Below are 24,129 nucleotides of genomic sequence, written 5' to 3'. Positions count from 1 at the left end.
ACCGTCATCACCATCGGCTTCGAGAAGGGCGACGCGGTCTCCATCAACGGCGAGGCCATGAGCCCGGCGACCCTGCTGACCGCCCTGAACCAGTACGGCCACGACAACGGCATCGGGCGGCTGGATCTGGTGGAGAACCGCTTCGTCGGCATGAAGTCGCGCGGGGTCTACGAGACGCCGGGCGGTGCGATCCTGCTGGCCGCGCACCGGGGCATCGAGTCCATCACCCTGGACGGCGGCGCCATGCACCTGAAGGACGAGCTGGCGGTCAAATACGCCCACCTGATCTACAACGGCTTCTGGTTCTCGCCCGAGCGCGAGATGCTGCAGGCCGCCATTGATCACAGCCAGATCAAGGTGTCCGGCACGGTGCGGGTCAAGCTGTACAAGGGCAACGCCACCGTCATCGGCCGCGAGAGCCCGAACAGCCTCTACGATCAGGAGTTGGTCACCTTCGAGGACGGCGCCGTGGCCTACGACCAGAAGGACGCGGCCGGCTTCATCAAGCTCAACGCCCTGCGTCTTCGGGTGCTGGCCAAGCGCGAGAACCGCGACCGGGACTGAGCGGTCTTGGAGCAGGGCGGCCGGTAGGGCATTCTGGCGGCCGCCCCTGTTTCCGGAGTTCCCGTCATGCTGACCCGCACCCTGCTCGCCGCCACGGCCGTCGCCGCTCTCGCGGGAGTCGCTCACGCCCAGCCCGCAGCCGCTCCGCAGGTCGTGCAGGAGGCCCCGGCGCAATTGGACGAAGCCGCCTTCGAGGCGCGGGCGGACCGGTTTGAAGTCCAGGTGGACCAGATGAGCCGGGAGCTGGACGCCGCCGTTCAGGCGAACGCGGGCGACCGGGCGGCGACCCTGGCCGCTGTGGACGAGATTCTGGCCCGCTATCGCCCCGAGATCGACGGGTTCGCCGATGACTTCGACGCCTTCATCGCCGGCCAGGCGGCCCAGGCCGCTGACGATCCCGAGGCTCTGGCGCAGCTGAACGCCGCCCGGGATTCGGCCATTCCGGTGATCCGCGCCATTCCCGACCAGATCCGCGCCGGACTCGAGCAGCGGCTGAACGCCGAGGCCGGGGACGAGACGCCGACCCCGTAGGGTTTCACCTTACGGCGTTGTCACTTGCCCTTGAGGCGCTGCGGGGAGACCTTGCGGCGCCGACGAGGAGGGTTCCCATGCTGCGTTTGACCGCTGTCGCGATGTCCGCCCTGATGCTGACCGCCGCCCCTGCGCTCGCCCAGGACGGCGAGACCCGGTCCATGGCCGGCGTCATCCCGGGTTATGAGCCCAGCGCCTTTGAGCAGAATCTGGGCGACGTCGAGTCCCGCATGGCCGCCTTCGGCGCCGGGGTCGAGGCGCTGGATGAGGACCAAACCCTCACCGAGGCGGAACGCGAGGCGCGCATGGCCGCCCTCTGGACCGAATACGGGCCGGACGTCATGGCCTTCACGGCGTCGGCCGCCGAGATGGGGCTGAACACCGCCGGAACCATGATGCAGACCATGAACATCGGCGCCATGGTCGAGGCCGCCCTGTCCCAGGCCGACATCGCCGGCGCCATGGTGTCCGTCGAGGTCCAGGCCGCCCTGGCTGAAGCCTTCGCCGAGGTCGCGGAGGCCTTTGGCGCGGCGCGCAGCGAAGCGTCCGCGGACGCCGGCCACGACCACCCCTGATCCCGCTTGACGGCTGACCGGGGCCCGCGCAAACGGCGCCCATGAGCGCCCTGCCCGTCGACCCGCATCTCTATCTGACATTCCTGGCGGTGATGGCGGTCATGGCCATGACGCCCGGCCCCGCCAATATCTTCGCCGTCGCCACCGGCATGCAGAAGGGCCGCGCCTCGGTCTTCATGGCGGTGGCGGGCATGAACGCGGCCACCCTGGTCTGGTTCTCCGCCGCCGCCCTGGGCCTGGGGGCCCTGGTCAAGGCCTTTCCCGAGACGTTCCGGGTGCTGGCTGTGGGCGGAGCGCTGTATGTGGCCTGGCTGGGCGCCCAGGCGATACGGGGCGCCTTCCGCACCAGCGCCGAACCGTCGGAGATCCCGGTCCGGAAAGGCCGCAGCGCCTTCGTGGACGGCTTCACCGTCCAGATCGCCAACCCCAAGGCCATCCTGTTCTTCACCGCCGTGCTGCCGCCTTTCCTCGACGTGAACCGATCCGCAGCCCCGCAACTGGCCCTGTTCGCCTGCGCAACCATCGGCATGGACGTGATCACCATGACCGCATACGGATTGGGCGGGGCGGCCTTGAAAGCACGCATGACCGACCCCAGATTTCAGCGTAACTTCGGCATCGTCGTCGGCGGCCTGCTGCTCCTGGCCTCGGTTCTTATTCTTGTGAGATTATAAGGACTTCTGTTCAGGCGGAACGGAGCCGTTCATCCACCGTTCAGTGAGCGGCGGGTATTGTCGGGCTAAATGGGAGAGAGTTTCATGAAACGCGTCATCCTGGCTTCGGTCGCTGCCCTGGCCCTTACGGCCTGCGCCACCGCCACCCCCTATCAGGCCGCCAGCCCGCAGGCGCGCGGCGGCTACTCCGAAATGCAGATCGAACAGAACCGATTCCGCGTCGGCTTCGCGGGCAATTCCGTGACGTCGCGTGACACGGTCGAGATGTATCTGCTGTACCGCGCCGCCGAGCTGACGGCCCAGAACGGCTATGACTGGTTCCAGACCGTGGACCGCGCCACCGACCGCGACACACGCTATATCGGCACACCTGATCCCTTCTACGGTTCGCGCTACCGGCCCTACTGGGGTCCGTCGTGGCGCTTTTATCGCGGCGGCTTCTGGGGCCCCTGGGGTGACCCGTGGGCACGCGATGTCGACGTGCGCGAAGTCACCCGCTTCGAGGCCAACACGGAGATCGTGATGGGCCGCGGTCCCAAGCCGAACGACCCCAACGCCTTCGACGCCCGCGAGGTCATGCAGAACATCGGCCCGCGCGTCGTGCGCCCGGGAATGAACTGACCGGCCTCGGTCTCAGAACAGCCTGAGCGACTTCATCCGCCGCTTGTTGACATGGTCAGCAGGCGGCGGTGTCGTTTCGTCCGCATACTCGCCCTTGAAATAGAACCGCTGCCAGGCCTCCCTGGCCGCGTCCGGGTCGCCCGAGGCGAGACGGTTGTTGAAGCTGGTGCGCTCGCGATTCCAGGCGTCGAACTGGCCCTTCATGGCCGGGTTGGCGTCAAGGGTCTTCATGACCGGCTGGAACTGCTCCATCTTCTTGTGCTCGACGATGGTGATGAAGCAGAACGGCTCGCCCTTGGCGAACTTCACCCGTCCGGGCCGCGTGAAGATCCAGTTCATGGTGAAGGGGAACGGCAGCCAGTCGGTCTCGATCAGGCCGGTCAGGGCCTGAATGCCGTCCTTGACGTGGTTGGGCGCGCCCGAGGCCACCACCGCCCAGCCCGGCGGCGTGCGGAACAGATAGTTGGGGTGCATGGTCACCACCCCGCGCGAGAAGTGCGACTGCACGAAGTGGGTGAAATCCGGGTGCGGCCGGTCGGGCGTCAGGGTGATGTCGGCCTGCGACGGCCCCCCGTTCCACTCGGCTGTGAAACCCATGGGGCACAGCAGCTCCCACCCGGTGGTGTTGGCCATGCTCAGCGGCAGGCACCGATAGGGGTGGCGCGAGGCGAAGGCGTCCATCCAGTCCCGCGAAGCGCGCCCCGGCACGATCTCGGGCGGGCGGGGCGTCATGGGGTAGCATTCCAGTTCCAAGGCGGGGCTCCGGCGGTCTAGTCTGAAAGGTGCGCGACCCTATCCCCGCCGCACCCGACGCCTCAAGCTTCCAATGACCCCATGACCGATCCCGCCCCGCCCGCCTTCGACCGCGACCGCCTCGAGGTCTGGTTCGCCGAACAGGGGCTGGCCGCCACGACCCACGATCATCCGCCGGTGTTCCGGGTCGAGGAGGGGCTGGAGATCAAGGCCGCCATGCCGGGCGCCCACACCAAGAACCTGTTCCTGAAAGACAAGAAGCAGCGCCTGTGGCTGATCTCGGCGCGGCAGGACACGGTCATCGACCTGAAGGCCGCCCACCGCCTTATGGGCGCCGACCGGCTGTCGTTCGGCAATGAGACGCTGCTGATGGAGACCCTCGGCGTGCGGCCCGGTTCGGTCACCGCCTTCGGCCTCATCAACGACACCGACCGCCGCGTGACCTTCGTGCTGGACCATCGGCTGGCCGACGCGGACCTCGTCAATTTCCATCCCCTGACCAACACCGCCACCACCGCCATGGCCCGGGCCGACTTCCGCCGCTTCCTGACCCTGGTCGAACACGACCCCCTGATCGTGGATTTCAGCGCGTCCGCCTGATTGCGCTTCACGCCGGGGGCGACCATCTGGGTTTCAACGCGTTAGACTGCCTGACCACACTTGCCGGAAAAGACACTGATGACCTTCGCCGACCCGCTCGCCGCCAACACCCCCGACCCCGTCAAGGACGGCTCGGACGCCGAATTCATGACCGATGTGGTCGAGGCGTCGAAGACCCAGCCGGTCATCGTCGATTTCTGGGCGCCCTGGTGCGGACCGTGCCGGACCCTGACGCCAGCCATCGAAAAGGCCGTGCGCGCCGCAAAGGGCAAGGTGAAGCTGGTCAAGATCGATGTGGACGCCAACCCGGCCTTCGCCGGCCAGCTGCGCGTCCAGTCCATTCCCACGGTCTACGCCTTCAAGGACGGCCAGCCGGTCGACGGCTTCCAGGGCGCCATCCCGGAAAGCCAGATCACCGCCTTCATCGAGCGCCTGACCGGCGAATCCTCCGGCCCGTCCGACCTGGACCAGATCCTGGCCATGGGCGAGGAGTCCCTGTCGCTGAACGATCTGGGCGGGGCGGCCCAGGCCTTCGCCCAGGCCTTGCAACTGGACCCGAAGAACGAGAAGGCCATCGCCGGCATGGCGCGGGTCTATCTGGCGGACGGCGACGCCGACCAGGCCCGCCAGACCATCGCCATGGCTCCCGATCCGTCGAAGGAGCCGCTGGTCAACAGCGTGCGGGCCCAGCTGTCCCTGGGCGCCGGCGCTCCCGTCGCCCTGACGTCCGAGCAGGAAGCGAAGGTGGCCGCCGATCCCGGCGACCATCAGGCCCGCTTCGATCTCGCCCTGGCCCTGGCCGCGGCCGGACAGCTCGAGCCGGCGGTGGATCACCTGCTCAAGATCGTCGCCGCCGACCGCGACTGGAACGAGCAGGCGGCGCGCAAACAGCTGCTGACCATCTTCGAGGCCGCCGGTCCCAACGCCGAGATCGCCCGCGACGGCCGCCGGCGCCTCTCCTCCATCCTGTTCGCCTGATCCGATGGCCCACAGCTACATCAAGGCCTCGGACCTGCCGCAGGTGATCCCGGTCTTCCCGCTGGCGGGCGCCATCGTCCTGCCGCGCGGCCAGTTGCCCCTGAATATCTTCGAGCCGCGCTATCTGAACATGATCGACGACGCCATGGCCGGCGACCGCATCGTGGGCATGATCCAGCCCTCGGGCGGCCCCGAGACCCTGCCGTCCCTGTCCCCCGTGGGCTGCGCCGGGCGCATCACCAGCTTCGCCGAAACCTCGGACGGCCGCTATCTGGTCACCCTCACCGGCGTGGCCCGCTTCCGGGTGCTGGCTGAACTGCCGGTCCAGTCGCCCTATCGCCAGACCCGGGTGGACTTCGAGCCCTTCGCTCTGGACCTGAAGGCCCCGGACGAGGACGACGCCTTCGACCGCGACGAGCTGCTCGCCGCGTTGCAGGGTTACCTGAGCCCGCGCGGGCTGGACATCGACTGGGACGCCGCACGCGACGCCCCGCCCGAGGCTCTGGTGAACAGCCTGTCCATGGCCCTGCCGTTCGAGGCGCCCGAGAAGCAGGCCCTGATCGAGGCCCTGACCCTGAACGACCGTCTCGGCACCCTCACCGCCCTTCTGCGCATCGACGCCGCCGAACCCGGTGACGACGAACCCGCCACCATGCAATAATCGCTGCCAGCCGAGGGCCCCCACGCCCTCAAGCAGCGAGCGCCCGCGGCGCGAGCGATAGGGCAAGCAACAATGACCGAGCATTTCAACACCCCGACCACCGTCGATCCCCGCCTGCTGGAGGTGCTGGTGTGCCCGGTCACGCGCGGACGCCTGACCTGGGACCGCGCGGCGGGCGAGCTGATCAGCAAGGGCGCGAAACTGGCCTTCCCCATCCGCGACGGCGTGCCGATCATGCTGGCCGAAGAAGCGCGCGCGCTGGACTAGACCAATGCGCGGGATAAGCGGTTTCAGACCGCCTCGCCCCTCAGCAGTCTCGGCAGATCGCCGGCGCCGCCGCCCGCCTCGGTCATGAAGGCCCGGCGCAGGGGGCCGATCCGGTTGACCGCCGCCATGCCCACGCCGCGCGCCAGACGCGTCAGCGGGTCGTCGTTGGAGAACAGCCGCACGAAGCCGTCGAACCCGGCCGCCAGGGCCGCATTGTCGAATCGGCGCCAGCGGGCGTAGCGCTCCAGCACGCCAAGCGCGCCGATGTCCTCGCCCAGCCGGGCGGCCTCGACCATGACCTCGACCAGGGCGGCCACGTCCTTCAGCCCCATGTTCAGCCCCTGCCCCGCCACCGGGTGCACCCCGTGGGCCGCGTCGCCGATCAGGACCACGCGCGGGGCCACGATGCGCTCGGCCAGCGACAGCGACAGGGGATAAACGAAACGCGGCCCCTCCACAGTGACCGCGCCCAGGAACTCGCCGAAGCGCCGGTTCAGATGGCTCAGGAACGCCTCGTCCGAGGCGTCGCGCAGGGCCTCGCCCCGCCGCGTGGTCTCGGTCCACACCAGACTGGCGCGGCTGTCCGTCAGGGGCAGGATGGCGAATGGCCCGGACGGCAGGAAATACTCATGGGCCACATTGCCGTGGTCCCGTTCCATGCGGACGGTGGCCACCACCCCGCTCTGGCCATAGGTCCAGCCTGTGGTCCCGATCCCGGCCGCCTCGCGCACAACCGACCTGCGCCCCTCGGCGCCGACGATCACCGGCGCGCTGAGGGTGCGGCCGTCCTTCAGCACGGCGTGGGCGGCGAATTCCTCCAGCCGCACCGCCTCCACGGCGGCGGGCGCCAGCACCGGCACCCCCGCCGCGCGCACCGCCCCGGCCAGGGCCGCACGGATATGGCGGTTCTCGATCATGTAGCCCAGCGGCTCGCCGCCCGTGCGCTCGCCGATCTCGTCCGAGTCAAAGCGCAGGAAGGCCGGCAGCGCCCTGTGCGAGGCCGCGCCGGGCCGGGTTCCGTCGGTCACCAGAATGCGGTCCATGCGGCAGGCGTGCGGCTCCATGGCCGCGCCGACCCCCAGCGCCTTCAGCATGCGGAAGCTGGACCAGGCCACAGCCGTGGAGCGCCCGTCGAATGTGGGCGTCAGTTGCTCATCGAATGGAAACGGGTCCACCAGCACCGGCTTCAGCCCGGCCTGGGCCGCGGCCAGGGCGAAGGTCGCCCCCGCCATGCCGGCGCCGGCCACGATGACGTCGAGATCGGAAAGGTCGTCCTGGCTCATGCCGCCCTTGTCGCGCCCCCCCGCCCCCACGTCCAGAGGCGGCGCCGTCGCAGGGCTGGTAAACGCGGGCTTAACCCTGCGCGGGCGATGATCGGCGGAGTAATTCAGTAGCCCCACCGGAGCCCGCCCATGTCCGCGGCCCTCGCCATCGGAACCCGCGTTTATGACGGCGCCCGCATCCTGTGGGGCGCGCCCATCGCCGTGCGTTTCCGGGGCGGCTTCCTGGCCATCGCGGCGACCCTTCTGCTGGCCTCGCTGGTGTCGTGGAATCCGGCGGATCCCAGCCTGAACGCGGCGGCCTCCGCCGCGCCCGCCAACTGGATGGGCGCCAACGGGGCGGTATTCGCGGACCTGCTCTATCAGTCCCTCGGGGTGGCCGCCTGGCCCGCCGTCCTGCTGATGCTGGCCTTCGGCCTGTCGGCGGCCCTGGGCGAGGTGGTGCAGACACGCCTGCGCCCGACCCCGCTCAAGGCCCTGGCCGCCGTGCTCGGCGTACTGCTGCTGGCCGGCGCCCTGTCGGCCCTGGTCATTCCAGCCATCTGGCCGCTGGCCGCGGGTCTCGGCGGCCTGTGGGGCGACGCCCTGCTGTGGGCGCCGTCCAGCCTTTTCGCCTTTGCAGGCATCCCCTTCGCCGCCCCGTTCGCGGGCGTCCTTCTGGCGATCGCTGCGGTGACGCTTCTGGCCTGGACCCTGGGCCTGCGCTGGCGCGACTTCACCGAGGCCCGGGTCGCCCGCCCGGCGCCCAGGGGGGTCCGCAAGGCCCGCGCCGCCCCGAAGGCCGCCGTGACTGCCCGTCCCCGCGCTGTCGCCCCCGGACCGGAGATCGATGACGACCCGGCCGAGCCCTCCCCGCCTTGGGAAGAGCCCAGGCCCGCCCCGCGCGCGCCCAAGGTGGCGGGCGTCAAGGCCCCGCGCCCCTCGGGCCGCGAGCAGAACGAGATTCAGGGCGCCTTCGAGTTCGCCCGCACCGAGGGCTTCGAACTGCCCCCCCTGGGCTTCCTGTCCAAGCCGAAGACCCGCGTCGCCGCCGTGGACGAGGAGGCCCTGAAACAGAACGCCCAGATGCTGGAGAGCGTGCTGGCCGAGTTCGGGGTCAAGGGCGTCATCGACCAGATCCGTCCCGGCCCGGTCGTCACCCTCTACGAACTGGCTCCCGCCCCCGGCGTGAAGCACGCCCGCGTGGTGGGCCTGTCCGACGACATCGCCCGCTCCATGTCCGCCCGCGCTTGCCGGGTCAGCGTGGTTCAGGGCCGCAACGCCATCGGCATCGAACTGCCCAACCAGAAACGCGAGACCGTCTATCTCCGCGACCTGCTGGCCTCGGCAGAATACGCCAAGCCGGGGCATCTGCTGCCGCTGGCGCTGGGCGAGACCATCGGCGGCGAGCCCTATGTGGCCGATCTGGCGCGCATGCCCCACCTGCTGATCGCGGGCACCACCGGCTCCGGCAAGTCGGTGGGGGTCAACGCCATGATCCTGTCGATCCTGTACCGCCTGTCGCCGGAACAGTGCCGCTTCATCATGATCGACCCCAAGATGCTGGAGCTCAGCGTCTATGACGGCATCCCGCACCTGCTGACCCCGGTGGTCACCGATCCCAAGAAGGCGGTCGTGGCCCTGAAGTGGACCGTCCGCGAGATGGAGGACCGCTATCGCCGCATGTCCAAGCTCGGCGTGCGCAACATCGCCAGCTACAACGAGCGCGCCCGCGAGGCCCTGGCCAAGGGCGAGCATTTCGAGCGCACCGTCCAGACCGGCTTCGATGATCAGGGCCGTCCGGTCTATGAATCCGAGAAGATCCGTCCCGAACACATGCCCTATCTGGTGGTGGTCATGGACGAGATGGCCGACCTGATGCTGGTGGCGGGCAAGGACGTGGAGGGCGCGGTCCAGCGTCTGGCCCAGATGGCCCGTGCGGCCGGCATCCATCTGATCATGGCCACCCAGCGCCCGTCGGTGGATGTGATCACCGGCACCATCAAGGCCAATTTCCCCACCCGGATCAGCTTCCAGGTCACCTCCAAGATCGACAGCCGCACCATCCTGGGCGAACAGGGCGGCGAACAGCTGCTGGGCCAGGGCGACATGCTGTACATGGCCGGCGGAGGGCGCATCACCCGCCTGCACGGCCCCTTCGTGACCGACCAGGAAGTGGAGCAGGTGGCCCAGCACCTGCGCGAGCAGGCCGAGCCGGAGTATCTGGACCTGATCACCGAGGGCGGCGACGAGGACGAGGGCTCGGGCGAATTCGGCGGGAACGGCGGCTCCGGGGACGAGCTCTACGACCGGGCCGTGGCCGTGGTCACCCGCGACCGCAAGGCGTCCACCTCCTATATCCAGCGTCGTCTGCAGATCGGCTACAACCGCGCCGCCTCCCTGATCGAGAAGATGGAGCAGGAAGGCGTCGTCAGCCCCGCCAACCACGCCGGCAAGCGCGACGTCCTGGCCGGGCCGCCTCCATCCTAGGGCGCTAACGCTCGCCGCGCGGCGGCTCGCTGCTTGAGCGCGTCTTTGGGCGCTGACGCTCGGCCCGCGGGGCCTCGCTGCTTGAGCGCGTCTTTGAGCGCTAACGCTCGGCCCGCGGGGCCTCGCTGCTTGAGCGCGATCTATTCTCCTCCCCATTCATGGGGAGGGGGACCGCGCCCGACAGGGCGTGGTGGAGGGGGCGGCCGGGTGTTTGCCGCGATGGCGAAGAAATACTTCATCCCCCACCTTCCGGCGTCCCTTATAATGGTCGCTCCAGCCACCGACCCCGGAGCCGATTTCGGACTATTCGGACAATTCGCACCCTGTTTTTTTGAGCCCGGAGTCCGAAATCCGCCGCGCGGCGCGGCGGGAACGCCCCGCCGTCTCATGCGCTCTTATCCGCCGGATGAACCGATCCTGACCGTTTCGCTGAACGACGCTTCATCGGAGCGCCGGAATATGGTCAGGCTGGCGTCACACCCTTGCCGCGCAACCGCGTCACAAGGATCATCTCAACAATCCCGAACGGGAGCCTGATCATGAATCTCTCACGCCGCGCCTTCGCCACCGGCTCGCTCACCCTGGGCGCCGCCGTCATGGCCGGCCTGCCCGCCTTCGCCCAGAACAATCTCTCCGCCGCCGACCGCGAGACGGTCGGGCGCGTCTCGACCTGGTTCCAGGGCGTCAGCGCCGCGCGGGGCAGCTTCGTCGAGACCGGCCCCGGCGGCCGGCGGGCGGAGGGCCGCTACTATCTCCAGCGTCCCGGCAAGATGCGCTTCGAATACAGCAACCCCGAAGGGCTGCTGGTGGTGGCCGACGGCAACAACCTGATGCGTTACGACCCGCGCCTCGAGGTGTTCCGCCAAGCGCCCCTGTCCGCCACGCCCCTGTCGGTGTTCCTGGGTCGCAACGTCCGCATCGAGGAGGGCGTGCGCATCGACCGCGTCACTCGCATGGACTCCGGCGCCTTCGCCGTGGTCGCCCGCGACGCCCGCCGCCCCAACGAGGGCCAGGTCATCCTCGCCTTCGCCGGCAATCCGGTGCGCCTGATGGAATGGACCGTGATCGACCCCCAGGGCCAGCGCACCCGCACCCAGCTGTCGTCATTCGAGGCCGTGAACAGCCTGCCCAACAACCTGTTCACCCTGCGTGATCCCACCCGCCGTCCGGGCCGCAACTAGGGCCGACCTTTGAGCGACCCGTGCTTTCCGGGTCACGCCGAAGCACCTTCGCTTTACGGTTGACTTTTTTGCTGCGGAGTGATTTTTTGGACACAGGACGGCGGCGGCTGTCCTGACCGTCCCGGACACCATCCCCTCCCGGTGGCGGCGTGAGAGAGACAACTGATTTGCGCCCGGTCTGAAAAGGCCGGGCGTATTTTTCGCCCGCATGGACGCCGGCCCGCCTCATGCTCTAGGTGAGCCCATGTCCCTTCGCGTCGTCACCTGGAACGTCAACTCCGTGCGCCTGCGCGCCGAACAGGTCGCCCGCTTCGTGGCCGAACAGGCCCCGGACGTCCTGTGCCTGCAGGAAATCAAATGCCTGCCGGACCAGTTTCCGGAGACCGCCTTCAGGGACATGGGCCTGCCGCACCTGAAGGTCGCCGGCCAGAAGGGCTGGCACGGGGTGGCCATCGCCTCCCGCCACCCTATCGCGGACGCGCCGGACCTGGCCGCCTGCCGCGAAGGCCACGCCCGCTGCGTGTCCGGGGTCATCGAGGGCGTCGAGATCCAGAACTTCTACATCCCCGCCGGCGGGGACATCCCCGACCGGGCCCTGAACCCCAAGTTCGATCACAAGCTGGACTTCTACGCCCGCCTGACCCGTCAGTTCGCCGCCCGCGACCCCAGGGCGCCCCTTCTGGTGGCCGGCGACCTGAACATCGCGCCGGGCGAGAACGACGTGTGGAACCACCGCTACATGTCGAAGATCGTCAGCCACACCCCCGTGGAGGTGGAGGCCATGCGGGCGCTCCAGGCGTCGCTGGGCTTCGCCGATGTGATCCGCGACGCTCACCCCGAGGACCAGAAGCTGGCCAGCTGGTGGAGCTACCGCGCCGCCGATTTCCGCCAGTCCAACCGGGGCCTGCGGCTGGACCACCTGTGGACCTCGCCGGGCCTGACCCCCGCCGTCGTTCCTGGCTCGGCCCGCATCCACGAGGACGTCCGCGCCTGGGAACGCCCCAGCGACCATGCCCCCGTGGCGCTCGACCTGGCGGTCTGACCGACGAAAAGGTCAGACATTAACGCCCCCGCAACCGGCCGCAGCGCTTAGTGTGAAGGTACAGGATTGAGGGCCGGTCCGAGGGGGGCTGATGCCGAACTATGGAGCCTCGCGCGCACTGACGGCCGTCCTGAGCCGGGGCATGGGACTGTTCCATCTGCGCACCCCCCTGAAGATGGTCGTGGCCTTCTCGGTGGTCCTGACAGCCATCGCCGTGATGGGCGTCGTCCTGTTCGCCCACATGCAGACGGTCAAGCGCTCAGAGGCGGCCGTGGCCGACGCCCTTGCAACCCTGAGCGCGTCCGGCGCCGCGCGATTCGACCTGGCGCGTCAGGAGAATTCCCTGCGCGGCTACATGCTGACGGGAGAGCCCTACTATCTGCGTCGCATCGAGACCGTGCACCGCCCCAGCTATGTACGGCACGCCGCCGAACTGGCCCGCCAGGCGGCCGATGATCCCGCCATGCAGGCGCGGGTTGAAGCCCTGAACGCGGCCTACGCACGCTGGGAGGCCGAGGCCATGACCCCGGCCATGGCGCTGGCGGCTGATCCCGCAGGCCGGGCCGAGGCGGCCGCCCTGGTGGGCGAAGCCGGACTGGCCGACAGCCTGATCGCGCCTGCGGAAGACGTGCTGGACGCCATGCGCGACGACGCCCGCGCCGCCCTGATTGAGCACAGCGGCGCCAGCGGCCGGGCGCTTGTGGTCATGGAGGTCGCCCTGGTCGCGGGCATTCTGATCGCCGCCCTGATCGCGGCGCTTATGGGCGCCGTCCTGGTGCGGGACATGGGCTCGCCCGTCTCGGCCCTGACGGGCGTCATGCGCCGCCTCGCCAGGGGAGAGACCGACTTCGTGGCGCCCGGCGTGGGCCGCCGGGACGAGATCGGCGACATGGCCCGGGCGGTGGACACCTTCCGCCGCGCCGCCGTGGTCAAGGCGCGCCTCGAAGCGGAGGCTGAGGAGCATTGTCGTCGCACCGAAGCCCTGATGATCGAGGCCCAGGCCGCCAACCGCGCCAAGTCCGAGTTCCTGGCCACCATGACCCACGAACTGCGCACGCCCCTGAACGGCGTGCTGGGCATGGCCCAGATCATGGCCCACGACGAGCTGTCCCCCGCCCAGCGTCAGCGGCTGGACACCATCAACCAGTCCGGCGGCGCCCTGCTGCGCATCATCAACGACATTCTCGACATCTCGCGCATCGAGGCCGGACGCCTGTCGCTGGAGCCCGCGCCGTTCAACATGAAGGTCCTGGCCGACGACCTGGCGGCGCTCTACGCGCCCCTCGCGGCGGACAAGGGTCTGGCCTTCGCCATGACCGTAGCGCCCGAGGCCGGGGGCTGGTTCATGGGCGACGCCGTGCGCATTCGTCAGGTCATGGGCAACCTGTTCTCCAACGCCCTGAAGTTCACCGAGACCGGGCGCGTGGAAGGCCGCATCGGGCGCGAGGACGACATTCTGCGCCTCAGCGTCACTGACACCGGCCCCGGCATCGCCCCCCAGGATCGCGCCCGCCTGTTCGACCGCTTCGTGCAGGGTGACGGCTCCAGCACCCGTCGGCACGGCGGCGCCGGCCTGGGCCTGGCCATCTGCCGCGATCTTGCCGCCCTCATGGGCGGGACCGTGACGGTGGAGAGCTCGCCTGGCGAGGGCTCAGCCTTCGCCCTTGAGATCGCCTTGCCGCCCAGCGAGCCCGCACCCCGCGACAACGCCGGCAATCCGGCGCCGGACAGGCCGGTGCGCGTTCTGATCGCCGAGGACAATCCCGCCAATCGCCTTGTCCTGACGACGCTGCTCAGCCAGTTCGCCATCCAGAGCGAGGCGGTGGAGGATGGCGAGGCCGCGGTCGAGGCCTGGGCGTCGGGCGACTGGGACGCCATCCTCATGGATATCCACATGCCCAGGATGGACGGCATGGAAGCCACCGCGGGCATCCGCGAACGTGAACAGGCCGAAGATCGGCCGCGCACCCCCATCATCGCCGTGACCGCCAGCACCCTGGCCCACGAAACCGACGGCTACCTCGCCGCCGGCATGGACGGCTGGGTGCCCAAGCCCGTCGACGCCAGACGGATGCTTGAGACCCTGAAGAACGCCCTCGGCGTCTGACGCCTGAAGCCCCCAACGAATTGAAAGCGCCGCAAGCGATCAAGACGCCCTCCTCGGTTGACTCGATGCGACAGCCCGGTATGCCTTGACCGTTCGGTTGCACGTGGTTCTGCCAGATGTACAGGGCCTCGCCCCCCGATGAAGACCTGGTGCAAGCGCACGCGAGACTGCTGGAGGATCAATCCCTGCAGTTCGATCGGGCGGGCTTCGCCCCTCCTGGGGTTCCGTCCTGGCTGCGGTGGATCAGTGAAGTCCTGGACGCCATGGGGCCCGTGATGCAGTGGGCCTTCTGGATCGGTCTCTTCTCCCTGGTCGCCCTGATCCTTTTCGCGGTTGGTCGGGAGCTTGTGCGGCTGCGCCTGCCGCCTGCCAAACCCACGCAGATCCCGCCACTCGCAGCAACGGCATGGCGGCCGGACGCCCAGGCGGCGAGAGATTTGCTGGCTGACGCTGATGCCCTCGCCGCGCGCGGACTTTATGCCGAAGCCGCCCACCTACTTCTGCTGCGCAGTGTTCAGGATATCGAAAAGCGTCAGCCCAAGGCCTTGCGCGCCTCTCTCACCACACGCGAGATCATGGCGCTGACGGCGCTCCCCGATACCGCGCGGCCTGCCTTCTCCAGGATCGGGCGAACCGTCGAACGCAGTCTTTTTGGCGGCGCACCGGTCGGCGCCTCCGCCTTTGCCGAATGCCGCAGCGCCTATGAAGCGTTCGCCCTGCCTGACACGTGGGCCAGATGACGCGATCAGTCCGAACCGGAGACAGCGCATTTTCACCACTTGTTGTGATCGCGGCCGCCCTCGTCGGCGTAATGGCCCTGGCAGGGCTCGGTGTGCTGTCAGCCTATGCACCTGAGCTCCGTTCGGGAAATGATGGCGGCGATCACGCCCTGTCACGCGCCGCCACAGGATTCGGGGCACTGCCGCCCCTGCTGCGCGAGCTCGGTGAACCCGTACTGCTGAGCCGGGGGGCCCTGACCGAGGCCTCAAGTGAAGGTCTTCTGATTCTGACACCCACCGGCCGGTCGACCGCCAATCGAATCGATGACATTGCGCACGACGGAGCGACACTGATCGTGCTGCCGAAATGGGTCACGGCGCCCGATCCGGCCCGTACTGGCTGGGTCATGACCGTCGGCATGCACCCTGCGGCTGATGCGCTCTCCGCCCTTCCGGAAGAGCTGCGTCAGGGCGCCGGCCTGGTCGCGCGCCAGGGGCGCGAACAGGTCATCATGCGCCGACCCAACGGCGCCTCTCTCGGCGCTCCCGTCGAGATCGAGGGCTTGCGCACCCTGTCAGGGAATGGGTGGGTTCCGGTCGCTACGGATGAGCACGGCGACCCGGTGCTGGCGATGCATGCCGAAACAGGAACCTATGTCCTGAGCGACCCCGACCTGATCAACACCCAGGGCCTGAAGACCCTTGAGGGCGCTCAGACCGCCGTGGCCCTTTTGGGCGTCATTCGGGCCCAGGGCGCCCCGTTGATCTTTGACCTGACGCTCCACGGCTTTCAGCGTACGCGAAGCCTGCTGCGGCTGATGCTCGAACCTCCGCTTCTCGGCATGACGCTGGTCATGGCGGCGCTTGCGGTCTTTGCCGGACTCCAGGCTGCGGTTCGCTTTGGACCGACGCGCGAGCCGGCCCGGGTGATCGCGCTGGGCAAGCGCGGTCTGGCGGACAACACGGCGGGCCTGGTTCGTCTTGCACGACGCGAGCACCATCTGGCCACGCCCTATGCGTTGCTGATGCGCGTGGCCGCCGCGCGCGCAATCGGCGCGCCTCGCAGCCTGGATGATGAGCAGTTGAACGCCTTTCTCGATCGCGTGGGCCGCTCAAGCGGTGCGACCGAGACCTACTCGGCCCTTGCCGAGCAGGCGCAGGCGGCCAGGACACCGGGCGACCTGATGCGGGTCGCCAACGCCCTCTATCGCTGGAATCAGGAGCTGACCCGTGCGCATCAATGATGTGAAGACCGTCGCAGAGCGCATCCGCGCCGAAATCTCCAGGGCCGTGGTCGGCCAGGACGGCGCCGTGGACCTGCTTCTGACCGCATTGTTCTGCGGCGGTCATGTGCTGCTCGAAGGACCGCCTGGAACGGCCAAGACCCTTCTGGCCCAGAGCTTCGCCCGGGCGACAGGGCTGGACTACGGCCGCATTCAGTTCACGCCCGATCTGATGCCCGGCGACATCATCGGCTCCAACCTTTTCAACTTTCAAACATCCAGCTTCACCCTGACGCGGGGGCCGATCTTCTGCGAACTGCTGCTGGCCGACGAAATCAACCGAACCCCGCCGAAGACGCAGGCCGCCCTCCTGGAGGCCATGCAGGAGCGGCGCATCACCATTGATGGAGAGGCGCACGCCCTGAGCCCGCGCTTCACTGTCGTGGCCACCCAGAATCCGATCGAGCAGCAGGGCACCTATCCGCTGCCTGAGGCGCAGTTGGACCGGTTTCTGTTCAAGTATGTGCTGGACTACCCGTCGCTCGAGCAGGAACGGTCAATCATCGCCGATCATGGCGCCCGGGTCGGGCAGATGGACCCCATCGCCCTTGGCGTCGGCATCGCCGCTGACGCCGCAGCGATCACCGACGTCAGCGAAGCCGTCGGCGCCGTCCGGCTGACCGAAGACGTGGTCACCTATATCGCCGATCTGGTGCGAGCGACTCGGGAGTCGGCGGATATCGACATCGGCGCTTCCCCGCGCGCCGGGGCAATGCTGGCGGGCGCGGCGCGGGCCCATGCGGCGCTGGACGGCCGCGACTACGTCATTCCGGACGACGTGAAAACTCTGGCCGTGCCCGCCCTGCGCCATCGTCTCGTTCTGTCGCCCGCCGCCGAAATCGAAGGTCGTCGCGTCGAGCAGGTGCTGGACGGCCTGGTCAACCAGGTGGCGGCCCCCCGGTGATCTATCCCACGCGGCGAGCCGTGATCCTGATGGTGGCGGGCGTTCCCGTCGCCTTGGTCGTCGGGGTGCTGACGCCATCGGGATGGCTGGCCGGTCCAGCCTGGATCGGTGCTGTTGTGCTGCTGACTGCGCTGGATGCCCTGTCAGCGGGGTCCCGGGCCGCACTCAGCCTCGACGAACCCGAAACGGCCCATGCGGCGGTCGGAAGACCCGGCTTGCTGACCATGACGCTGCGCTTCGGCCAGAGGGGGCCGGCGCCGCGGGCGCTCGATGCCGCCCTCTCGGGCGATGTTAGACTAGGCCTGGATGGCGTTGCGCGCCGCGCCGAGGTTTCGAACCGAACATCCCATGTCGCCTTTCCTCTCCTGCCCGAAAGGCGCGGGGCGGCCACGTTCGACGCGCTCTGGGTGCGATGGCGCGGACCATCGGGGTTGGCATGGAAACAAAAGGTCTTCGCCCTGGGCCTGTCAGCGCCCATCCTGACTGATCTGCAGGGGGTGCGGGATCAGGTTGTGCGCCTGTTCGCTCGCGACGCCCTGTTCGGCGCCAAAACCCAGCTTGAGCTCGGCGAAGGATCGGAGTTCCAGGCCCTGCGTGACTATCAGCCCGGCATGGACCGTCGAGCCATCGACTGGAAGCAATCGGCGCGTCACGCGGTTCTGCTGGCCAAGGAGTTCCGCACTGAACGCAACCACAATGTCATCATGGCGCTGGATTGCGGTCGTGCCTCATGCGAGCCGGTGCACGGCATGCCTCGCATTGACCGCTTCATTCATGCGGGGCTGCTGCTGTCCTACGCCTGCCTCAGGTCGGGCGACCGGGCGGGGCTGTTCGCCTTCGATTCAGCTCCACGTCTTTCGACCGGCGCGATCGCCGGGCCTGATGCTTTCCGCACCCTTCAGGCGGTGGCGGGACGCATTGACTATTCCACTCACGAGACCAACTACACCCTCGCCTTGGCCGCCCTCTCGGGACAGTTGCAGCGCCGCTCCCTGGTGGTCGTGTTCACGGACTTCACGGACTCCACCGCCGCCGAATTGATGATCGAGTCACTCGGCCGGCTGTTGCGGCGTCATCTGGTGCTGTTCGTCGTGCTTCGCGACGAAGAGCTGGAGACGCTCGCCGCCGCGCGTCCAGAGGAGCCCGACGACGTGTCGCGCGCGGTTGTCGCCGGAACCCTGCTGCGGGAACGTGAAGCCGTGGTGGCGAGACTACGGCGCATGGGCGCCCATATCGTCGACACGCCGGCCGACCGCGTCGGCCCCGAAGTGGTCAACGCGTATCTGGATCTGAAACGCAGGGATTTGCTGTGACCGACCATCGCCCTTCCCCCCTGCTGAAAAGTCAGCGCTTCCGCCAGGCGCGCGAGGAGGATTGGCGACGGTTGGAAAGACTGATGGACAAGGCCGAGAAAGGCTCAGCCGCCAGGCTGACTGATGCCGAAATTCTCGCCATTCCGGTACTGTATCGCTCCACGCTGTCGTCTCTTTCCGTCGCTCGTGAAACCTCGCTTGATCAGGGACTGATCGAGTATCTGGAGACCCTCGCCACTCGCGCCTACTTCTTCGTCTACGGATCCCGCGCGACATTGCAGGATCGGCTGGCCGCCTTTTTCAGGAGCGACTGGCCGTCAGCAGTGCGCAGTCTCTGGCGCGAGACGCTCGTCTCCGCCGCCCTTCTGGCCCTGGGCGCGATGGTCGCGGCGTGGCTGGTCATGCACGATCCGGAGTGGTTTTACGCATTGGTGCCCGCCGAACTGGCCGGGGGCCGTGATCCCGGCGCGTCCACGGAATCACTTCGGGCCACCCTGGGCGACCATGAGGGCGCAGGCGGCTTGTCGGCCTTCGCCACCTTCCTGTTCACCCACAACGCCCAGGTGGCGCTTCTCGCCTTTGCCCTGGGGTTCGCTCTTTGCCTGCCGACCGGCCTGCTCATTCTTTACAACGGCGCGACCATGGGCGCCTTCGTGGCGTTGTTCGCAACGCGGGGGCTGGGCGTGGAGCTCGGCGGCTGGCTGCTCATTCACGGGGTGACCGAGCTGTTCGCCGTGATCCTCGCCGGGGCGGCCGGACTTCGCATCGGCTGGGCTGTCGCCTTTCCGGGCTCAAGAGGACGGCTGGATGCGGCCATGGAAGCCGGGCGAACCGCAGGGGTGGCCATGGCCGGGGTCGTCGTCATGTTGATGCTCGCAGGCCTGCTTGAGGGCTTCGGCCGCCAACTGATCACCGACACGGGCGTGCGCTATGCGGTGGCCGCCGCCTCGGGCCTGATATGGGCCGCTTATTTCTACGCGCCCCGTGCGACACGTCATGCACGCTAGCACCGTGGACAGAAGCGGGACCACGCGTTCCCTGGTCACACCCGAGGGCGTGGATCTGCGCGTGAACATCGCGGACGCAGGCCAGAGAGCCGGAGCCTTCCTGCTGGATGCGGCGATCATCATCGGCGCGCTGATCGTCATGACGCTGGCGGCTGTGTTCATGGGCATCGGCGCCGTGGGCGTGGGCGGCGGTGCAGGCGTCGAAGTCATGTATGTGATCTGGCTGCTGGTCTTCTTTCTGCTGCGAAACTTCTATTTCACCGCCTTTGAACTGTCGGCAGGCGCAGCGACGCCCGGCAAGCGGGCCCTGGGCCTGCGCGTCGCGTCCAGGGACGGCGGGCGGCTGCGGGCTGAATCGGTTTTCGTGCGCAACGCTCTGCGGGAGCTCGAGGTCTTTCTGCCGCTGTCCCTCCTCTTCTCACGCGTGGGCGGAGACGGCGTGGACAGCTGGATGTACCTGCTCGCCTTCGTATGGTGCGCAATCTTCGTCTTCTTCCCCCTGTTCAATCGCGACCGTCTGCGCGTGGGGGATCTGGCGGGCGGGACCTGGGTCGTGCGCACCCCCCGCCGCAAGCTGACCCGAGACATGGCGGACGAGAGCACTGACCGCGTCGCCGTCTACAATTTCACCCCTGCCCAGGTCGACGTATACGGCGCCAAGGAACTGCACGTGCTCGAATCCGTGTTGCGTCAGAACGACCGCAAGACCCTTCGGGCCGTCGCCGATCGCATCGCGGCCAAGATCGGCTGGGTCCGGGATTCGGACGAGGCGGACCGGGACTTTCTGACGGCCTACTACGCCGCTCTGCGCGGACGGCTCGAGCAGCGCATGCTCATGGGCGTGCGCCGCCGGGACAAGCACGACGTCTGACGCATCAATCGAAGACAGAGGCCAGACTTTCGGGACCGGCGCCTTCCTTGACCGTGCGTAGTTCATAATACAGCGACGCCACACCCGCGGTGGCGATCACTGCTGAGAGAACATTGACGACCGGTCCGCCGAGAATATTGATCCACAGATTGGGACCGTCTCCACCGGCGAAGGCGCCGCCGGTGGCGAAGCTGACGGCCCCGATCGCCGCCTCCAGGATCCAGGCCAGCAGGATATAGATGACGAGCAGTCCGAACACGTTCCAGCGATAGCCCCGCGTCAAGTCCCTGCTCCTCTGGAAGCTGTCGAAGACCCCCCGCTTCTCGATCACGATCGCTGGGGCGGCCACCGACCACAGGACAGCCAGAATGACGCCCGGCACGATCAGGAGAATGAATCCGAGCGCCATGCCGAGACCGGCCAGAATGCCGAGCCCCAGCAACGGAAAGAACATCCTCACGCCGACGTCCAGGGCGACGCCCAGATCTGTCTTCTTGCCGTTGAAGCCGTTCACCACCGCCTTTACCGCCGTCCCCTGAAGCATGTAGAAGCCGATGAAGTAGAGCAGGGTCCCCAGAGTGACGAAAAGGAAGCCTGCCGTCGTCGATTCCTGGCTCCAGACCAGTGTCTGGCCCACGGCAGCCAAGGTGCTTGGCAGGCCGACCAGGACGAGAGAGGCGACGAGCAGCAACAGCCAATTGTCCCGGATCGACGCAAAGGTCCGGCTGATCACCCGACCCAGATCAAATCCGCCCTGTGTCGAGACCGCGCCGCTCTCTCCCGACTGCAGGATGAAGATCTCCCCAGGTTGGCCATTCTCGGTGGGGGTGAAATCGACGCGCTGCCCTCTGCGGGGCGTAAGTCCGCTATGGACGGCCGTGGCCGGGAAAAGATAGCGATTCCCGTCGTCCCCTCTGATCGCGACCATTCTGGTGGCCGCATCAAAGGTCAGAATTTCCCCCCGCATATCGCGCTCCTTCTCTTGCCTTCGTCATTTTGGAGAGGATTCGCAAAAAAATGCGCACGCATTTGCGTCTGTGCAGATTCGCGACCCGCGCGTGCGGTCACCCACGCGGCCCGGTGCGCGAATATCAGCTTGCCGGTCGAGCCGCTGGGCGCATTCTGCCATTGTCGGGAACGTCTGTCCTGATCAACTCCAGCCGGAACTTGAGCCTGTGTCAGGTGGTTTGGACAAAACATGGCGACCCCGGGAGGACTCCAACCTCCGACCTCGGCTTTAGGAAAGCCTTGCTCTATGCAGCTGAGCTACGGGGCCTTAGAGGGCGTTCCTAGCGACAACCATGGCGGCTGAAAAGCGAACGGAGTTTGAAAGCGTGAAAAGCGTGCAGAAGGCCGGGCAGCCCGGGACCAGCCGGGCCGTCAGAAAGCCAGCGGATATGGCCAGGCCCCTGATCGTCTTCGGCATGGGCCGGTCCGGCACTCGAATGTGCGCCAACCTCCTGAACAACTCCCGGGACGTGGAGTTGCAGGGCGAAATCGGCGGCCCCGTGGGCTCCAAGATGATGGCCTGGCTGTACAATGTCAGGGTCGATAAGAAAGCTCCGGATTCCGAACGCATATACCGTCTGGCCCGGGCCGCCTTTCGCGATAGCACCAGCTCCAGTTGCCGGATTCGGAACCAGGCTCGCTGGTTCGGTCACAAGACGCCGCGCCACGAACGGCACTTCGACCGCTATGAAGCCATCTTCGATGATCCGGATCGCCCGGCGCACTATGTCTATTGCCTGCGCAATCCCTTTCACGTCTGGCGCTCGTACCGGGCCATGCCGTGGAACAAGTTCAAGACCGTGCGCACTTTCCTGGACGCCTGGATTCTGTCGGTCCGGACCTACGAGCGGATGCTTGAGGCGGCCCCGGGGCGGGTTACCCTGTTCAATCTGGATGACATGGTCAGGGCTCCCGACCGACTGGAGTGGATCGGGCCCAACCTTCTTGCGCCTCTGGGAATATCGCCTGACAGCTTCAGACGGTTCGTTGACGATCTCGAGAACACCAATTCAGCGTCAAACAAGCTTGGGCAGAAGCCGTCGGAACTTCCTGAATCGGACCTGATCGAGATCGCCGCCGATCGCGAGGCGGCGCGGATGATCCGGACCTACTTCCCCTGGATGGAGGAGAAACTGATCGCCTATGAAGGACAGGCCCCGCTGCACAAGCGCCTATTCCGCTTTCGGGCCGCTTGAACGTCCCAGAAACGAGAACCGCGCCTCGGACGCCTTTCGGACGAACTGCTCATTGATCAGCCAGGCCTTCACCGGCCTGAGGGTGGCCAGACAGCCGACCACGAACAGCGGCAGGGTGAAGACTAGGTGCACCCACATGGGTGGTCGAAAGGCGATCTCCATCCAGAGGAACAGGAGGGTCACCGCGATGCCGACACCGGACATGACGAAGAAGGCCGGCCCATCGGCCGGGTCGGCGAAGCCATAATCCAGGCCGCAGGCATGACAGGATGGGCGCAGGTTCAGGAACCCCTGGAACAGAGCGCCTTCGCCACAACGTGGACACCGGCAGACGATGCCGGTCCGGAGCGGAGACAACGCAGGCCATTTACGGATGAGCGCTTCTGGGGACGGGGATTTTTGGGCCATGAGACTTATATAGGCCTCTGCCCGGCTCCTGACAGGACCTTGGTCCGCGCCACAACGCCGCGCCACCACCTGAATCCGCTAGTGGTTAAACCCCATTAAGATACAATATCTTGTAGGGAACAAATCCTGAATCGGGCGAAGTCGGTGATTCGGTCCTGATTCGTTTCGCCCCTGTTCTCGTGAATCCCCCGCGCCGTTTACCCGGCTCCTGCCGCGCTTGAGTCCCGGCCCGGTCGTCGCCACCTTGGAGCCGTCATGAACGACCGCCCCACCGGCCTGGCCCCGTCCCGCGTCACCGCGGTGCTGGGCCCCACCAACACCGGCAAGACCCATCTGGCGGTCGAGCGGATGCTTGGCCACGCCTCGGGCATGATCGGCCTGCCGCTGCGGCTGCTGGCCCGCGAGATCTACGACCGCATCGTGGCGCGCATGGGGGCCCGGTCGGTGGCGCTGGTCACCGGCGAGGAAAAGATTATCCCGCCCCGGCCCCACTGGTGGGTCTGCACGGTCGAGGCCATGCCGCTGGAGAAGACGGTCGAGTTCCTGGCGGTGGACGAGATCCAGCTATGCGCCGACCCCGAACGCGGCCACCTGTTCACCCAGCGCCTGCTGCATGCGCGCGGTCAGCTGGAGACCATGTTCCTGGGCGCGGGGACCATGGCGCCGCTGGTGCGGCGGCTGGTCCCGGACGCGGAGATCGTGTCGCGCGACCGGCTGTCGACCCTGAGCTATGCCGGGTCCAAAAAGCTAACCCGCCTGCCGCCGCGCTCGGCCATCGTCGCCTTCTCGGCGGATCAGGTCTACGCCATCGCCGAACTGATCCGCCGCCAGAGGGGCGGGGCGGCGGTGGTCATGGGCGCCCTTTCCCCCCGCACCCGCAACGCCCAGGTCGAACTGTTCCAGTCGGGCGAGGTGGACTTTCTGGTAGCCACCGACGCCATCGGCATGGGCCTGAACATGGACGTGGACCATGTGGCCTTCGCGGGCCTGAGGAAATTCGACGGGCGGCGCACCCGCTGGCTGCACGCCCACGAGATCGGCCAGATCGCCGGGCGCGCGGGGCGGCACCTGCGCGACGGCACCTTCGGGGTCACGGGCGAGTGCGACGAGATCGACG

At 67.7% G+C, this 24,129-nt stretch carries 24 protein-coding genes, 1 tRNA gene and 1 pseudogene; 21 read left to right on the top strand and 5 right to left on the bottom strand.

The annotated features are described in order from the left end of the window. From C0461_RS07680 to C0461_RS07660, 5 genes and pseudogenes are all read left to right on the top strand, one after another. A pseudogene (locus C0461_RS07680) lies at positions 1 to 564 on the top strand (argininosuccinate synthase domain-containing protein); the annotation flags it as partial. Between the two features lie 66 nt (positions 565 to 630). Then, entirely contained in the window at positions 631 to 1,095 is a 465-nt protein-coding gene (locus C0461_RS07675; RefSeq protein WP_292105405.1) for a translation initiation factor IF-2, read from the top strand. A 77-nt stretch (positions 1,096 to 1,172) separates the two neighbouring features. Then, a complete protein-coding gene (locus C0461_RS07670) occupies positions 1,173 to 1,670 on the top strand; it encodes a hypothetical protein (RefSeq protein ID WP_292105402.1) in 498 nt (165 codons plus the stop codon). A 41-nt stretch (positions 1,671 to 1,711) separates the two neighbouring features. After that, the gene (locus C0461_RS07665; RefSeq protein WP_292105400.1) at positions 1,712 to 2,344 is read left to right on the top strand and encodes a LysE family translocator; all 633 of its coding nucleotides are present in this window, start codon (positions 1,712 to 1,714) and stop codon (positions 2,342 to 2,344) included. A gap of 84 nt (positions 2,345 to 2,428) precedes the next feature. After that, a complete protein-coding gene (locus C0461_RS07660) occupies positions 2,429 to 2,965 on the top strand; it encodes a hypothetical protein (RefSeq protein ID WP_292105398.1) in 537 nt (178 codons plus the stop codon). Positions 2,966 to 2,977: 12 nt separating this feature from the next. Here C0461_RS07660 and C0461_RS07655 read toward each other — a convergent pair whose 3' ends face one another. Beyond that, positions 2,978 to 3,718 carry a DUF6065 family protein gene (locus C0461_RS07655; RefSeq protein WP_292105395.1) on the bottom strand — a complete coding sequence of 247 codons (741 nt, stop codon included), beginning with the start codon at positions 3,716 to 3,718 and terminating at the stop codon, positions 2,978 to 2,980. Between the two features lie 81 nt (positions 3,719 to 3,799). Here C0461_RS07655 and C0461_RS07650 point away from each other — a divergent pair, with 81 nt between their 5' ends. The 4 genes from C0461_RS07650 (at position 3,800) to C0461_RS07635 (ending at position 6,224) form a co-directional block, all read left to right on the top strand. Beyond that, entirely contained in the window at positions 3,800 to 4,318 is a 519-nt protein-coding gene (locus C0461_RS07650) for a prolyl-tRNA synthetase associated domain-containing protein (protein ID WP_292105393.1), read from the top strand. A gap of 78 nt (positions 4,319 to 4,396) precedes the next feature. Further along, on the top strand, positions 4,397 to 5,296 hold the full coding sequence (gene trxA / locus C0461_RS07645; RefSeq protein WP_292105391.1) for a thioredoxin: 900 nt from the start codon (positions 4,397 to 4,399) through the stop codon (positions 5,294 to 5,296). A 4-nt stretch (positions 5,297 to 5,300) separates the two neighbouring features. After that, complete coding sequence (locus tag C0461_RS07640; RefSeq protein WP_292105390.1) at positions 5,301 to 5,957, top strand: LON peptidase substrate-binding domain-containing protein; 657 nt, start codon at positions 5,301 to 5,303, stop codon at positions 5,955 to 5,957. Positions 5,958 to 6,029: 72 nt separating this feature from the next. Then, a complete protein-coding gene (locus C0461_RS07635; protein ID WP_292105385.1) occupies positions 6,030 to 6,224 on the top strand; it encodes a Trm112 family protein in 195 nt (64 codons plus the stop codon). Positions 6,225 to 6,247: 23 nt separating this feature from the next. Here C0461_RS07635 and C0461_RS07630 read toward each other — a convergent pair whose 3' ends face one another. Then, on the bottom strand, positions 6,248 to 7,507 hold the full coding sequence (locus C0461_RS07630) for a UbiH/UbiF/VisC/COQ6 family ubiquinone biosynthesis hydroxylase (RefSeq protein ID WP_292105383.1): 1,260 nt from the start codon (positions 7,505 to 7,507) through the stop codon (positions 6,248 to 6,250). Between the two features lie 129 nt (positions 7,508 to 7,636). Between C0461_RS07630 and C0461_RS07625 the strand changes: the two genes are divergently transcribed. From C0461_RS07625 to C0461_RS07580, 10 genes are all read left to right on the top strand, one after another. After that, positions 7,637 to 9,973: a DNA translocase FtsK 4TM domain-containing protein gene (locus C0461_RS07625; RefSeq protein WP_292105380.1), complete on the top strand. Its 2,337-nt coding sequence runs from the start codon at positions 7,637 to 7,639 to the stop codon at positions 9,971 to 9,973. A gap of 539 nt (positions 9,974 to 10,512) precedes the next feature. Continuing rightward, positions 10,513 to 11,154, top strand: a complete 642-nt coding sequence (locus tag C0461_RS07620) for an outer-membrane lipoprotein carrier protein LolA (protein ID WP_292105377.1) — start codon at positions 10,513 to 10,515, stop codon at positions 11,152 to 11,154. Positions 11,155 to 11,398: 244 nt separating this feature from the next. Beyond that, positions 11,399 to 12,196 carry an exodeoxyribonuclease III gene (locus C0461_RS07615; protein WP_292105374.1) on the top strand — a complete coding sequence of 266 codons (798 nt, stop codon included), beginning with the start codon at positions 11,399 to 11,401 and terminating at the stop codon, positions 12,194 to 12,196. A 91-nt stretch (positions 12,197 to 12,287) separates the two neighbouring features. Then, the gene (locus tag C0461_RS07610) at positions 12,288 to 14,303 is read left to right on the top strand and encodes an ATP-binding protein (protein ID WP_292105372.1); all 2,016 of its coding nucleotides are present in this window, start codon (positions 12,288 to 12,290) and stop codon (positions 14,301 to 14,303) included. Between the two features lie 275 nt (positions 14,304 to 14,578). After that, a complete protein-coding gene (locus C0461_RS07605; protein ID WP_292105370.1) occupies positions 14,579 to 15,043 on the top strand; it encodes a DUF4129 domain-containing protein in 465 nt (154 codons plus the stop codon). 44 nt (positions 15,044 to 15,087) lie between these two features. Beyond that, the gene (locus tag C0461_RS07600; protein WP_292105369.1) at positions 15,088 to 16,266 is read left to right on the top strand and encodes a hypothetical protein; all 1,179 of its coding nucleotides are present in this window, start codon (positions 15,088 to 15,090) and stop codon (positions 16,264 to 16,266) included. After that, positions 16,253 to 17,209 (top strand): MoxR family ATPase, encoded by a 957-nt coding sequence (locus C0461_RS07595; RefSeq protein WP_292105368.1) that lies wholly within the window; start codon positions 16,253 to 16,255, stop codon positions 17,207 to 17,209. The genes C0461_RS07600 and C0461_RS07595 overlap by 14 nt, the downstream gene beginning before the upstream one ends. Continuing rightward, on the top strand, positions 17,206 to 18,522 hold the full coding sequence (locus C0461_RS07590; protein WP_292105367.1) for a DUF58 domain-containing protein: 1,317 nt from the start codon (positions 17,206 to 17,208) through the stop codon (positions 18,520 to 18,522). Before C0461_RS07595 ends, C0461_RS07590 begins: the two co-directional genes overlap by 4 nt. Further along, positions 18,519 to 19,529 (top strand): stage II sporulation protein M, encoded by a 1,011-nt coding sequence (locus C0461_RS07585; RefSeq protein ID WP_292105365.1) that lies wholly within the window; start codon positions 18,519 to 18,521, stop codon positions 19,527 to 19,529. The genes C0461_RS07590 and C0461_RS07585 overlap by 4 nt, the downstream gene beginning before the upstream one ends. Beyond that, complete coding sequence (locus C0461_RS07580; protein ID WP_292105362.1) at positions 19,519 to 20,400, top strand: RDD family protein; 882 nt, start codon at positions 19,519 to 19,521, stop codon at positions 20,398 to 20,400. The genes C0461_RS07585 and C0461_RS07580 overlap by 11 nt, the downstream gene beginning before the upstream one ends. A 4-nt stretch (positions 20,401 to 20,404) precedes the next feature. Here C0461_RS07580 and C0461_RS07575 read toward each other — a convergent pair whose 3' ends face one another. Together C0461_RS07575 and C0461_RS07570 are read right to left on the bottom strand one after the other, a co-directional pair. Then, positions 20,405 to 21,367, bottom strand: coding sequence for a hypothetical protein (locus tag C0461_RS07575; RefSeq protein WP_292105360.1), 963 nt, complete (start codon positions 21,365 to 21,367; stop codon positions 20,405 to 20,407). A gap of 232 nt (positions 21,368 to 21,599) precedes the next feature. Then, positions 21,600 to 21,676 (bottom strand) — tRNA-Arg (locus C0461_RS07570). Positions 21,677 to 21,797: 121 nt separating this feature from the next. Here C0461_RS07570 and C0461_RS07565 point away from each other — a divergent pair. Continuing rightward, the gene (locus tag C0461_RS07565) at positions 21,798 to 22,604 is read left to right on the top strand and encodes a sulfotransferase (protein ID WP_292105357.1); all 807 of its coding nucleotides are present in this window, start codon (positions 21,798 to 21,800) and stop codon (positions 22,602 to 22,604) included. Here the strand turns inward: C0461_RS07565 and C0461_RS07560 are convergent. Further along, entirely contained in the window at positions 22,581 to 23,012 is a 432-nt protein-coding gene (locus C0461_RS07560) for a DUF983 domain-containing protein (protein WP_292105354.1), read from the bottom strand. The genes C0461_RS07565 and C0461_RS07560 overlap by 24 nt on opposite strands. 255 nt (positions 23,013 to 23,267) lie before the next feature. On the opposite strand from C0461_RS07560, the gene C0461_RS07555 reads away from it, so the two are divergent. Next, positions 23,268 to 24,129 (top strand): helicase-related protein (locus C0461_RS07555; RefSeq protein WP_292105351.1); only part of this gene is annotated, 862 nt, incomplete at its 3' end.

The organism is Brevundimonas sp., from assembly GCF_013823285.1.
GTDB lineage: Bacteria > Pseudomonadota > Alphaproteobacteria > Caulobacterales > Caulobacteraceae > Brevundimonas.
Note: the sequence above shows the minus strand (reverse complement) of the source record. Positions and strands in the feature narration are given on the sequence as shown.

What these genes read in the sequence shown, in the direction of transcription:
- C0461_RS07675 (WP_292105405.1), top strand. Translation starts at nt 631, where the DNA reads ATGCTGACCCGCACCCTGCTCGCCGCCACGGCCGTCGCCGCTCTCGCG.
- C0461_RS07670 (WP_292105402.1), top strand. Translation starts at nt 1,173, where the DNA reads ATGCTGCGTTTGACCGCTGTCGCGATGTCCGCCCTGATGCTGACCGCC.
- C0461_RS07665 (WP_292105400.1), top strand. Translation starts at nt 1,712, where the DNA reads ATGAGCGCCCTGCCCGTCGACCCGCATCTCTATCTGACATTCCTGGCG.
- C0461_RS07660 (WP_292105398.1), top strand. Translation starts at nt 2,429, where the DNA reads ATGAAACGCGTCATCCTGGCTTCGGTCGCTGCCCTGGCCCTTACGGCC.
- C0461_RS07650 (WP_292105393.1), top strand. Translation starts at nt 3,800, where the DNA reads ATGACCGATCCCGCCCCGCCCGCCTTCGACCGCGACCGCCTCGAGGTC.
- trxA (WP_292105391.1), top strand. Translation starts at nt 4,397, where the DNA reads ATGACCTTCGCCGACCCGCTCGCCGCCAACACCCCCGACCCCGTCAAG.
- C0461_RS07640 (WP_292105390.1), top strand. Translation starts at nt 5,301, where the DNA reads ATGGCCCACAGCTACATCAAGGCCTCGGACCTGCCGCAGGTGATCCCG.
- C0461_RS07635 (WP_292105385.1), top strand. Translation starts at nt 6,030, where the DNA reads ATGACCGAGCATTTCAACACCCCGACCACCGTCGATCCCCGCCTGCTG.
- C0461_RS07630 (WP_292105383.1), bottom strand. Translation starts at nt 7,507, where the DNA reads ATGAGCCAGGACGACCTTTCCGATCTCGACGTCATCGTGGCCGGCGCC.
- C0461_RS07625 (WP_292105380.1), top strand. Translation starts at nt 7,637, where the DNA reads ATGTCCGCGGCCCTCGCCATCGGAACCCGCGTTTATGACGGCGCCCGC.
- C0461_RS07620 (WP_292105377.1), top strand. Translation starts at nt 10,513, where the DNA reads ATGAATCTCTCACGCCGCGCCTTCGCCACCGGCTCGCTCACCCTGGGC.
- C0461_RS07615 (WP_292105374.1), top strand. Translation starts at nt 11,399, where the DNA reads ATGTCCCTTCGCGTCGTCACCTGGAACGTCAACTCCGTGCGCCTGCGC.
- C0461_RS07610 (WP_292105372.1), top strand. Translation starts at nt 12,288, where the DNA reads ATGCCGAACTATGGAGCCTCGCGCGCACTGACGGCCGTCCTGAGCCGG.
- C0461_RS07605 (WP_292105370.1), top strand. Translation starts at nt 14,579, where the DNA reads ATGCAGTGGGCCTTCTGGATCGGTCTCTTCTCCCTGGTCGCCCTGATC.
- C0461_RS07580 (WP_292105362.1), top strand. Translation starts at nt 19,519, where the DNA reads ATGCACGCTAGCACCGTGGACAGAAGCGGGACCACGCGTTCCCTGGTC.
- C0461_RS07575 (WP_292105360.1), bottom strand. Translation starts at nt 21,367, where the DNA reads ATGCGGGGGGAAATTCTGACCTTTGATGCGGCCACCAGAATGGTCGCG.
- C0461_RS07565 (WP_292105357.1), top strand. Translation starts at nt 21,798, where the DNA reads ATGGCCAGGCCCCTGATCGTCTTCGGCATGGGCCGGTCCGGCACTCGA.
- C0461_RS07560 (WP_292105354.1), bottom strand. Translation starts at nt 23,012, where the DNA reads ATGGCCCAAAAATCCCCGTCCCCAGAAGCGCTCATCCGTAAATGGCCT.